Source organism: Pseudomonas hamedanensis, assembly GCF_014268595.2.
GTDB classification, from domain to species: domain Bacteria; phylum Pseudomonadota; class Gammaproteobacteria; order Pseudomonadales; family Pseudomonadaceae; genus Aquipseudomonas; species Aquipseudomonas hamedanensis.
Genome location: NZ_CP077091.1, coordinates 4,672,943 through 4,686,232 on the forward strand (window position 1 = coordinate 4,672,943; position 13,290 = coordinate 4,686,232).

Genomic DNA, 13,290 nt, shown 5'->3' on the forward strand with positions numbered 1-13,290 from the left:
CCAACTGTGGGAGCGAGCCTGCTCGCGAAGAGGCCGATGAAAACACTAGAGAACTACAACCCCTCCAGCTCCGCCATCAGATCATTCAACCGGTCTACCTTCTCCTCGGTGATATCACTGGCCGCCAGGCCAGCAATGTACTCGGCCAGTTCCTCCACCGTGCCGCACTCGAACATCGCCCGCAGCGGCACATCGCGTTGCAGGGCTTTCTGCACCCGTGAGGCGATCTGCGTCGCCAGCAGCGAGTGCCCGCCCAGCTCGAAGAAGTTGTCGCGCACGCCGACCTTCTCGACTTTCAGCACTTCGGCCCAGATACCGGCCAGGGTCTGTTCGAGGTCGCTGCGCGGGGCCAGGTAATCCTGGCTTTGCAATTGCCCGATCTCCAGTGTTGGCAAGGCCTTGCGGTCCAGTTTGCCGTTAGCGTTGAGCGGCAGCTGCGGCAACCACAGCCAGTGCAACGGCACCATGTATTCAGGCAGTTCGGCGCGCAGACGCTGTTTGATGCTTTCCAGGCTTTGGCCCGGATCGAGTGCAGAATCCGCAGCGACCAGATAGCCGACCAGATGCTTGCCATTGACGCCTTCCTGCACGCCGACCGCAGCATCACGCACTGGCGGTTGTTCATGCAGGCGCGCTTCAATTTCACCCAGCTCGATCCGGTAACCGCGGATCTTCACTTGGTGGTCGACTCGGCCGACGTATTCCAGCACGCCATCGCTGCGCCGCCGCGCCAGGTCGCCGGTACGATACAGGCGCTCGCCCGGCGCGCCGAACGGGTTCGGTACAAACACCGGCGCGGTACGCAACGGGTCGCTGACATAACCGCGACCAACGCCTGTGCCCGCCACGCACAACTCACCCACCGCACCCAACGGCACCAGCTCCAGCGCGCCATCGAGCAGATACAAAACGTTGTTGTCAGTCGGCGTACCGATCGGCAAATAACTGCCGCGCGTCGAAGCCCTGTCGACCCGGAAGAAAGCGACGTCGTCCGAACATTCCGCCGGGCCGTAAGCGTTGACCAGACCGATATCCGGGTAACGCAGCAGCCATTGATGCGCCAGCTCCGGCGGCATCGCTTCGCCGGTCGGCAGCATCCAGCGCAGGCCGTCGAGGCTCAGGCGTTCGGAGGCAAGCATGCCCTGAATCAGCGACGGCACACTCTCCAACACGGTGATGCCCTGTTCTTGCACATGCGTCAGCAAACCTTGCGGATCGTGGGCGATGGCGTTCGGCACGATGTCCACTCGCGCGCCGAACAGCGGCGCGGCGAGGAACTGCCAGACCGAAATATCGAAGCTTTGCGAGGCGGTCTGGGCAATGACATCCGCATCGCTCAGATTCAGATAAGGCACCTTGCTCAACTGGTTGTTGAGCATGCCGCGCTGCTCGACCATCACGCCTTTTGGCAGGCCGGTCGAACCCGAGGTGTAGATCACATAGGCGAGATTGTCCGGGCCGCTGTGAATACCTGGATTGTGCGTCGCGGCGACCGAGGCTTGTATCTCTTCCCATATCAGCAGGCGCGGACGGTTGGAACAGCCAAACGCTTCCAGCAAAGTCTGCGCCTGGTCACGGCAGGCTGCGCTGCACACGAGCAACGGCGTGCGGCTCAGCTCGATGATGCGGCTCAGGCGCTGGCTCGGCAGGCCGGGATCCAGCGGCAGATAACCGGCACCGGCCTTGAAGCTGCCGATAATCATGCCGAGCAAATCGAGGTTGCGCTCGGCGAGCAAGGCTACCGGTTGATCCATCCGCACCCCGGCCGCGACCAATGCATGGCCCAGACGGTTGGCATTGTGGTTCAGCTCGGTATAGCTCAATTGCTGGTCAAGGCAACTGGCAGCAATGCGCTGCGGGTGCTGCTCCACCTGTGCTTCAAACAGCGCAGCGTAGCTCTGCTCCAGCGGATAGTCGTGGCTGCTCTGGTTGCAACCGTTCAGTAGGAAACTTTTCTCCTCATCGCCCAGCAGCGGCAGATCGTCCATGTCGCCATGGAAGCCGTCGACCAGTGCCAGCAACAGTCGCTTGAATTCGCCGAGCATGCGCTCGACCGTCGACTCGTCGAAGTAACGCTGGTCATACGATAAATGCAGGCCCAGGTCATCGCCCGGATAGCACACCGCCGTCAACGGGAAGTTGGTGTGGGTGCGACCTGAATCCGATGTCGCGTCAAGGCTCTGCGCACGATCCAGTACCGAGACTTCGACCGGCGCGTTTTCGAAGACGAACAGGCTGTCGAACAGCGGCTGGCCTTTCGGCAACTCGCTTTGTTCCTGAATGTTCACCAGCGGCAGGTATTCGTATTCGCGCAGTTGCATGTTGCTGTCGAGCAGAGCGTTGAGCCACTGCCGCACGCTGCTGCGTTGGTCGTCCTCGGGCATCTTCACCCGCAGCGCAATGCTGTTGATGAACAGGCCGACGGTGCGCTGCATTTCTGGCATGTCTACCGGGCGTCCGGCCACTGTCACACCGAACAGCACGTCGCGATCACCGCTCATACGCCGCAGCACCAGCGCCCACGCCGCCTGGGCGAAGGTGTTGACCGTCAGTTGATGGGCCTGCGCCAGTTCACGCAGGCGCACACCGTCTTCGACATCGAGGCGGGTGTAGCAGTCGCCGACGATCATGCCGCCGCTTTCACCGGCGTGCTCACGCAGGAACGGACGATCACTCGGGATCGGCGTGGTGCGTTCGAAGCCTTGCAGGTTCTGTCGCCACCACTGCCGCGCCTCGGTCAGGCTCTGGCGTTGCAACCAGCCAATGTAGTCACGGTAACGCGGCGGCACGCTCAAGTGGGCTTCGCGACCTTCGCCGAGGGCGGTGTAGATCTCGAAGAAATCGTTCATCAGCAGCGAGCGACACCAGGCATCGATGAGGATGTGGTGGTTACTCATCATGAACCAGTAGCGCGCCGCGCCGACCTTGATCAGGCGCAGGTGGAACGGCGCTTGATTGAGCAGATCGAAACCGGCCTCGCGCTCGCTTTTCAGCAGCGCTTGCAGCTTCGGTTCCTGCTCGTTTTCGTCGATGGCACTCCAGTCCAGAGACTCGATCGGCGTGCGCCCCGGCGTGTGAATCACTTGCAGCATGTCTTCGCCGACGTTCCAGCAGAACGACGCACGCAATGCTTCATGACGGGCGACCACCGCTTGCCAGGCCTGGGCGAAACGCTCGGCATCGAGTTCGCTGTTGATACGATAGCGATCCTGCATGTAGTACAGACCGGTGCCCGGTTCGAGCAAGGTGTGCAATAACATGCCCTCCTGCATTGGCGTCAGCGGATAGACATCTTCGATGTGCGTGGCGGGCACCGGCAGGGCATCGAGTTGCGCCTGGGTCAGCTTCGCCAAAGGGAAGTCCGACGGCGTCAGGCCACCGGCTTCGTCTTGCAGGCAATGTTCGATCAGGCTTTGCAGTTCGCCGAGGTAAGCATCGGCAAGATCGTTGATGGTCTGCTCAGCGTAGCGCTCGGCGCTGAAGGTCCAGCGCAGCAGCAATTCGCCGCCGTAGACCTGACTGTCGATACTCAGCTCGTTCGGCAAAGGCGCTTGCGGATCATGGGCAGCGCCGCTTGGCTCATCCACAGGACGGAACAATGCGTCGTCGCCGAAGCTCTGGTCGAACTGGCCCAGGTAGTTGAAGGTGACTGGCGCGTTCGCCAGCGCTGCCATTTGCTGGCGACTGGCGTCATCGGCCAGATACCGCAGCACGCCATACCCCAGGCCTTTGTGCGGCACCGCGCGCAGTTGCTCCTTGATCGCCTTGATCGAAGCGCCCTGCCCGGCGGCTTCTTCGATGGCGTGCGGGGTCAGGCGCAGCGGGTAAGCGCTGGTAAACCAGCCAACGGTGCGGGTCAGGTCGATCTCGTCGAACAGGGTTTCGCGGCCGTGGCCTTCCAGTTGAATCAGTGCCGATGACTGGCCGCTCCAGCGGCACAGCACGCGGGCCAGTGCGGTCAGCAGCAAGTCGTTTACCTGCGTGCGGTAAGCGCTCGGCGCCTGTTGCAGCAACTGCCGGGTGCGCTCGGCATCGAGACGCACGCTAACGGTTTGCGCATGGCGATTCTGCCCGCCGCCGTGCGGGTTTTCGCACGGCAGATCGGCGCTCGGACCGGCCAGTTGCGCTTGCCACCAGTTCAGCTCTTCACGCAGTGATTCGCTACCGGCGTAGGCTTGCAAACGCGCGGCCCAGTCCTTGAAGGCACTGGTTTTGGCCGGCAGTTTTAGCGTTTGAGCAGCGTCGAGTTGGCGATACGCCGTCTGCAGATCGTCCAGCAGCACACGCCACGACACGCCATCGACAACCAAGTGGTGGATAGCGAAAAACAGCCGTTGCTGATCATGCGGGCCGTCGACCAGCACTGCGCGCAGCAGCGGACCGTTTTGCAGGTGCAGACTGCGTTGCGCGTCGGCGAACAAGGCTTCGCACTGGTCCATCGAATCGACGCTGAATTGCCAAAGAACGTCTGCATCGGTCAGCATTTGATGCGTCGCTTGCCAAGCGTCATTGACTTCGCTGAAGCGCAAACGCAACGCGTCGTGTTGTTCGATCATGGCCCGCAAGGCCTGCTGCAAACGCTGCGGTTCAAGAATCACGGTCGGTTTTAGCAACAACGCCTGGTTCCAGTGCTGACGCTGGGGAATCTCGGTATCGAAGAACCAGTGTTGAATCGGCGTCAGGCGCGAGTCGCCGCCCACCAGACCTTGTTCGGCGCTCACCTGCTGTGTGCGGCTGGCGACAGCGGCGAGGGTCTGCACGGTCTGATGCTGGAACAGATCGCGCGGGCTGAAGTGAATGCCCTGCTGGCGTGCGCGGCTGACCACCTGAATCGACAGAATCGAATCGCCGCCCAGTTCAAAGAAATTGTCGTTCAGCCCCACCTGTTCGACGTTGAGCACCTCGCACCAGATCTGCGCCAGCGCCTGCTCCAGCTCGTTACTCGGCGCTACGTAATCCTGACGATTGAGTTCCGGATCCGGTGCCGGCAACGCGCGGCGGTCGAGTTTGCCGTTGGCGGTGAGCGGCATGCTCGCCAGCAGGATCAGGTGCGTCGGCACCATGTAGTCCGGCAGTTGTGCCTTGAGGTGCGACTTGAGGGTTTCGCGCAGTTCAGCCTGTTGCGCTTCGCTGTGTCCGGCGACTTCGGTCGCCAGGTAGCCAACCAGTTGCTTGCCGCTCGGCGCCTCAAGCGCCAGTACCACCGCTTCGCGGATCGACGCGTGATCGAGCAGACGCGTTTCGATTTCGCCCAGTTCGATGCGGAAACCACGGATTTTCACCTGATGGTCAATCCGCCCCAGATACTCGACCAGACCGTCGGCACGCTGGCGCACGAGATCGCCGGTGCGGTACATGCGCCCGCCGTCAGCAGCAAACGGATCAGCGACAAAACGCTCGGCAGTGATGCCGGGGCGGTCGTGATAACCCTGCGCCAGACCGGCGCCACCGACGAACAATTCACCGGTCGCGCCTTGCGGCACCAGGGCCAGATCGGCATCGAGAATATAGGCGACGCGCGCGCCGATCACACTGCCGATCGGCACGCTGCCAGCGCCCTCTTCCAGCACGTCGGGGGCCAGACTGGCCAGCGGCATGACCACGGTTTCCGTCGGCCCGTAGGCGTTGAAAAACGCCGTCGGTTGGAAGGCTGCGCGAATCCGTTGCAGATGTTCACCGGTCAACGCTTCGCCGCCGGTGATGATCATCCGCACCGGCAGGACTTGGTTCTGCGAGGCGAGGAATTGCGCGAGCTGGCTGCCGTAGCTCGGCGTGAAACCGAGGACGTTGATTTGATGGGTACGGATCAAGCCGCAAATTTCTTCGGCATCCCACTGACCCTGCGCACGCAGCACCACCTGCGCACCACTGAGCAGAGGCACCAGCAGACGCTCGGTCGCGGCGTCGAAGTTGATCGAATAGAAGTGCAGTTCGCAGTCGTCCGGGCGCATGGCGAAACGCTCGATCACCGCTTGGCAATGCATGGCGATCTCGCCGTGGGATACCACTACACCTTTCGGTTTGCCGGTGGAGCCCGAGGTGTAAATCAGGTAAGCCTGATGCTGCGGCAGACTGATGCATGGCAGCTCGCCGGCCGGGTAATCGGCCAGTGCCGCGCGGTCGTCTTCCAGGCACCAGCGCGCCACACCTGGCGGCAACTCACCGAGGGTCTGGAACATCGCTCGGTCACTGAGCAGTAAACCGATGCGGCTATCTTCGATCATGTAATGCAGACGGTCGAGCGGGTATTCCGGATCCAGCGGCACATAGGCGCCGCCAGCCTTGAGAATCGCCAACAGGCCGATGACCATTTCCAGCGAACGCTCCAGCGCCAGACCGACGCGCACCTGCGGGCCGACGCCGCGCTCGCGCAGCGCCCAGGCCAGACGATTGGCGCGGGCGTCGAGTTCGGCGTAGCTCAGGGTCTGCCCGGCGAAGGTCAGGGCCGGTGCGTCTTTGCACGCCAGCGCCTGCTCGGCAAACAGATGATGGACGCACTGATCGAGACGATGCACGCCCGGCTCGACGCCAAGGCTGTCGAGCAGTTGCTGTTGCTCCGGCGCATCCAGCAGCGGCAGTTCGCTGAGGCGTTGCTGCGGATCGGCGATCAGCGCTTGCAGCAGGTTGCGCCAGTGTCCAGCCATGCGCGCAATGGTCGGTTCGTCGAACAGATCGGTGCTGTAGGTCAGGCAGCAACCGAGGCGATGATCCAGGTCGGTGACTTCCAGATTGAGGTCGAACTTGGTCGCCCGCGCATCGTTGGCCAGGTACTCGACCGTCATGCCGGCCAACGTCCGGCTCTGCTGGAATTCCCAGCGCTGCACATTGCACATCACTTGGAACAGCGGGTTGTAAGCGGCGCTGCGCGGTGGCTGCAAGGCTTCAACCAAATGATCAAACGGTAGATCTTGATGCGACTGGCCTTCGATAACCGTATGGCGCACCTGCTCGAACAGTTCACCCACCGACATCTGCCCGTCGAGCTGGCAACGCAGCACTTGGGTATTGAGGAACGCACCGATCAGCCCTTCGCTTTCCGGGCGAATGCGGTTGGCCACCGGCGCGCCGATGCGCAGATCGGTCTGGCCGCTGTAGCGGTAAAGCAGCGTGGCGAGCGCGGCGGTCATGGTCATGAACAGGGTCAGACCGTGTTGCGCGTTGAAGGCACGAACCCGCGCGGCGAGTTCATCGCTCAGATCAAAGCGGAACAGTTCGCCCTGATGACTTTGCACCGGTGGACGCGGCCGGTCGCCCGGCAGCTCCAGCAGAGGATGTTCACGGCCCAGTTGCGCGGTCCAGTAATCGAGTTGCCGTTGACGCTCGCCGGATTCCAGCCACTGGCGCTGCCAGACGCTGTAATCAAGGTACTGCACCGGCAACGGTTGCAGCGGCGAATCGCGCTCATCGACGAACGCTTCGTACAGCGCGCTGAGTTCGCGGGCGAAAATATCCATCGCCCAGCCTTCGGTGACGATGTGGTGCAACGTCAGAACGAAGTAATGCTCCTGCTCGGCAGTCTTCACCAGACAGGCGCGCAGCAGCGGACCGGCTTCCAGGTCGAAAGGCTGGTGCGCTTCTTCGTCGGCCAGGTGCTGGACGCTCTGCTCGCGCACTTCGAACGGCAATCGAGAGAAATCCTTCCAGCCCATGCGCACGCCCGTCTCGGCATGCACGTGCTGACGAGCAACGCCATCGATGCTGGGGAACGTCGTGCGCAGGGTTTCGTGACGCAGGATCAGCGCCTGCAACGCCGCCTCGAAATGTTCGACATGCAGCACGCCACGCAGGCGCGCCATACCGCCGACGTTGTAGGCCGGGCTGTCCGGTTCCATTTGCCAGAGGAACCACATGCGCTGTTGTGAATAGGACAACGGCACCGCTTGGCGGCGGTCGACTTTGCCGATCGGCAGTTGCTGGTTGGTGCGGCCGCTGGCCTGGATCAGGCGGATCTGTTCGGCGTAATCGCCGAGTTCGCTGTGTTCGAACAACGTGCGCAGAGGCAACTCGACGTCACAGGCCTGACGGCTGCGCGAAATGATCTGCGTGGCCAGCAGCGAATGACCGCCGAGGGCGAAGAAGTCGTCGCGCAGGCCGACCTGCTTCAGGCCAAGCACCTCGCACCAGATCGCGGCGATCTGTTGCTCCAGCGCGGTAACCGGTTCGACGTGTTTGCGTATTTGCCATTGCGGATCGGGCAAGGCGCGGCGGTCGAGTTTGCCGCTGGGGCTCAGGGGCATCGCGTCAAGGCGCAGCAGTTGCGCCGGAACCATGTACTCCGGCAACTCGGCAGCCAAAGCGGTTTTAAGGCGAGTGATTTGCTGGTCGGCGTTTTCATCGGCATCGGTCGCCGTGAAGTAGCCAATCAGTTGCGCACCGGCAGCGGTTTCCCGCACCAGCACCACGGCTTGGGCAACGCCGTCCTGAGCGAGCAGACGCGCTTCGATTTCTTGCGGTTCAACGCGGAAACCGCGCAGCTTCACTTGCTGATCGAGACGGCCGAGGTATTCGATCACGCCATCAGCTGTCCAGCGCGCGCGGTCACCCGTGCGGTACAAACGCGCGCCCTGCTCGCCCAGCGGATCGCCAACAAAGCGTTCAGCAGTCAACGAAGGACGTCCAAGATAACCGCGAGCCAGACCGATGCCGCTGATGCACAGCTCCCCCGGCACACCGGCCGGTGCAGGGTTTAGATCGGCATCGAGGATGCGGCAAATCACATTGCCCAACGGGCGACCAATCGGCGAGCGCTCCCCATCGGCGCTAGTGCAATGCCAATGGGTAACGTTGATCGCGGTTTCGGTCGGGCCGTAGCGGTTGTGCAATTGCACCGCCGGCAGTTGCGCCAGCACACGGTTGCGCAGCTCGGCTGGCAAGGCTTCGCCGCCGGAGAACACCCGGCGCAGGCTGGTGCATTCGGCGCTCAGCGGTTCGTCGGTGAACAGCGCCAGTAGCGGCGGGACGAAGTGCAGCGTGGTCACGCCATATGCTTGAACCAATTGCGCGATGCGATGCGGGTCGCGGTGTTCGCCCGGGGCACTAATCAGCAGGCGTGCGCCGGTGATCAGCGGCCAGAAGCATTCCCACACCGACACGTCGAAACTGATCGGCGCTTTTTGCATCAGCACGTCAGTTTCATCGAGACCGTAGGTGTTCTGCATCCATTGCAACCGTTCGGCCAGCGCGGCATGAGTGTTGCCGACGCCTTTCGGTTGCCCGGTAGAACCCGAGGTGTAAATCACGTAAGCGAGGTTGTCGCCGTGCAGGTGCAGACCTGGAGCCTGGCTCGGCCAGTTTTCCAGGTGCAACGCGTCCATCGCGATCACACTGACGCCGGCGCTGGCCGGCAAGCGCTCAAGCAGTTCGGTCTGGGTCAGCAGCAATTCGACGCCACTGTCGCTGAGCATGTAGGCCAGGCGCTCCGCCGGGTAATCCGGGTCCAGCGGCACATAGGCGCCGCCGGCCTTGATGACCGCCAGCAGACCGATCAACAGTTGCGGCGAACGCTCGGCGGCGATGGCCACGCACACGTCCGGGCCGACGCCTTTATCGCGCAGGTAATGGGCCAGACGGTTGGACTGCGCGTGCAACTCGGCAAAATCGAGGCTGCCGCCGGCCCACATCAGCGCGGTGCGTTGTGGGCTTTTGCGCAGTTGATCGTCGAGCAGTTCCGGCAGCCACTGCTGCGCGGGAGTGCACGGTGCCACGCTCCAGTCGTCCTGCAGATGTTGCTCGCTGACGGTCAGCAAGCGCAGATCGCCAATCGCCTGCTGCGGCCGTTCGCAGACTTCGCTCACGAGGTTATGGAAATGGTCGGCCAGTCGCTCAATGGTCGCGCCATCGAACAGTTCGCTGGCGTAGTCGAACGACAAGGTCAGCCGACCATTGCGGTCTTCTTCGCTGTGCAGTTGCAGGTCGAACTTGGCTTCGCGGCTGTGCCACGGCAGCTCTTCGGCGAGCAGGCCCGGCAAGCGTTTAAGCGCGCTGAGGTCGCGCTGCTGATGGTTGAACATGACCTGAAACAGCCCCTGCTCACGGGCTTGCGGGAAGGCCTCGAGCAGTTGCTCGAACGGCAAATCCTGATTCGCCTGGGCGCCGAGTGTGGCCTGGCGGGTCTGGGCCAGCAGGTCGACAAACGGCAGGCGCGAATCGATCTGCGCACGCAGCACCTGGGGATTGATGAAAAAGCCGATCAGGCCTTGGGTTTCCAGACGCGGGCGGTTGGCGTTGGGTACGCCGATGCGAATATCGCGCTGGCCGCTGTAGCGGTGCAACAAGCTCTGGAACGCCGCGAGCAGCAGCATGAACGGCGTAGCTTCATGCGCCTGGGCGGTCTGCCGGATCGCCTCGCTGAGCTTGGCGCTCAAGCGCACACTGTGGCGCGCGGCGCTATGGCTGTGTTGCGCCGAACGCGGGTAGTCGGTGGCCAGTTCCAGCGGCGAATGCTCCTCGCCCAACTGCGCTTTCCAATACGCCAGTTGTCGCTCGCCCTCGCCTTGCGCCAGCCATTGGCGCTGCCAGGCGCCGTAGTCGGCGTACTGGGTGGGCAGCGGCGCGAGCTCGGCGCGCTGGCCTTGCGAAGCGGCGGCGTAGAGGCGCGAGAATTCGTCGATCAGCACGCTCAGCGACCAACCGTCGGCGATGATGTGGTGCATCGTCACCAGCAGTTGGTGGTCTTCGTCACCAAGGCGCACCAGAGTCACCGTGAACAGTGGGCCATGTTGCAGATCGAATCGGGTGCGTGCCGCGTCTTCGCGAATCTGTTGCGCGCGCACCTCGCGCTGGTCGGCTGGCAAGTCGCTGAGGTCGATGCGTTGCAGGTTGAGCTCGGCGGTGGCAACGACTTGCTGCAACGCCACGCCGTCACGTTCGAAGAAGCGCGTGCGCAGGGACTCATGGCGCTCGATCAGTTGCTGAAAACTCACGCGCAGCGCATTTTCGTCCAGTTCGCCACGCAGGCGCAGGCCGCCGGGAATGTTGTAGGCGCTGCTGTGCGGATCGAGTTGCCAAGTGATCCAGAGACGGTTTTGCGCCACCGACTGTGGCAGCGGTTCGCTGCGCGACAACACGGTGATTGCAGCCTGGGCGCTGGCACCATCCTGTTGCTGTTGCGCCACGGCCGCGGTGAACGCGGACAACGTTGGCGCTTCGAACAGCAAACGCAGGTTCAACTCCAGCGCAAGTTCTTCGCGGACCCTGGCAATCACTTGAGTGGCGGCGATCGAATTACCGCCGAGCAGAAAGAAGTGGTCGTCGGCGGCGACCTGTTCGACGTTCAGCTGTTCGGCCCAGATTTGACCGATCATCGCTTCGAGGCCTGAGCTGCTGGTAGCCGGGGTTTGGGGTTCGGCGCTCGTCGACGGGAACACTGCGTAACTGTCGAGGCTGCCGTCGACCAGACGGCTGCGGCACGCCGAACGCTGGAGTTTGCCGCTGGAGGTTTTCGGCAGTGCGCCCGGATTGAGCAGCACCACCACGCTTGGCGCTTCCTGATAGGCCTCGGCGACGGCTTGGCGAATGGCTTTGATCAACGCTTCGGGTGGCAGGATTTTCTGTACGCTGCGGCTGATTTCCGCCGCGATGCCGATGCCCTCGGCGCCATTCTGATTGACCGCGAATGCCGCCACCCGGCCCTTGCGCACCACTTCCACTTCGCGCTCGATGGTCTGTTCGATGTCCTGCGGATAGAGGTTGTGACCGCGCACGATGAGCATGTCTTTCAGGCGCCCGGTGACGAACAGCTCGCCGGCGCGGATGAAGCCCAAATCCCCCGTGCGCAGCCAGGTGCGACCGGCGTGCTGAACGAAGGTCTTCGCGCTGGCTTCGGGGTTGCGCCAGTAACCATGGGCAATGCTCGGGCCGGTGGCCCAGACTTCGCCGACGGTATTGTCGGTCAACTCTTCAAGCGTATTCGGTTCGACAATCAGCACTGCATGTTGCGGCTGGCTGATGCCGCAGCTCATGACCGGGCTGCCGTCGCCCGGCTCGGCGCGGTTTTGCGCCAGCGCCTGATCGTCCACGCGCAATGCGGGAATACCGGTGCCGCGCGGCGTGCCGGCGACAAACAGTGTGGCCTCGGCCAAACCGTAAGACGCCATGAAACTGTTTTCGCTGAAAGCACACGCGGCGAATTTTTCGGCGAAGCGCTCAAGGGTGTCGAGGCGAATCGGTTCGGAGCCGGAATACGCCACGCGCCAGCGGCTCAGATCGAGTCGCTCAAGTGCCGATTCGCTGACCCGCTCGCTGCACAAGCGGTAGGCGAAATCCGGGCCGCCACTGATGGTCCCGCCGTATTGGCTGATCGCTTCCAGCCAGCGCAAGGGCCGCGCCAGAAAATACGCCGGCGACATCAGAATGCACGGCACGCCGCTGAAAACCGGTTGCAGCAGACCGCCGATCAGGCCCATGTCGTGGTACAGCGGCAACCAGCTGACGATAACGTCGTCCGGGTTGACGTCGATACCGAAGCCGTGGCGAATCAGCAGTTCGTTGGCGACCAGATTGCCATGGCTGACCTGCACGCCTTTGGGCAGCGCGGTGGAGCCGGAGGTGTATTGCAGAAAAGCGATGTGCTCGGGTGGCAGCGGCGGTTCAACCCAGCGCTCGGCCAGCGCGCTGTCGAGGGTGTCGACACACAACAGCGGCGGCGCGCCTTCAATGTGCTGCAAGGCCTCGCGCAGATCGGCACTGGTCAGCAGCAGGCGCGGCTCGGCGTCGGCAATGATCGACAGCAGACGTTCCTGATGATGACGGCGTGCGGATTCCGGCGGATAAGCGGGCACTGCAATCACACCGGCGTACAGGCAACCGAAAAACGCCGCGACGTAGTCCGGACCGCTGGGAAACAGCAGCACCGCGCGATCGCCCGGCTCAGCTTCGGCCTGCAACGCGGCGGCGATGGTGCGCGCCCGCTGATCCAGTTCGCGATAACTGAGTACCACAGCCTGCTCTTCGTTTTCGGCAAGAAAACGCAAGGCCAGTCGGTCCGGTGTCAGCGCGGCGCGGCGCTGCAGGGCTTGGACCAGGGTGCTGGGGAGTTCGAACGCGTCGGTCATGAGGTTTCCTGCCTGAAATCGGCTTGCCAGTGGAATCGGGTTGCTGCAACACGCCCATCGAAAGGCGCGCGGGGCGCGGTCTGGGCCGACCGCGCAGGGCTTCGCAAAGCTGTCTGGCCGGGCGTTGTAGCCCAGACCATTCACCAATGAGAACGGATGACCTCTGGAAATAATTAGTCGGCAGGCTCGCCCCCCAACGGGGCCGGGGTGCGGCAGCGTGCCGCAGTTCGCAAAACAC

1 protein-coding gene is annotated in these 13,290 nt (G+C 63.0%); it reads right to left on the bottom strand.

Annotated features, from left to right (window positions below; all coding sequences use genetic code 11):
• Positions 1-53 precede the first annotated feature (53 nt).
• Complete coding sequence (locus HU739_RS20350; RefSeq protein WP_186547141.1) at positions 54-13,052, bottom strand: non-ribosomal peptide synthetase; 12,999 nt, start codon at positions 13,050-13,052, stop codon at positions 54-56.
• Positions 13,053-13,290 lie beyond the last annotated feature (238 nt).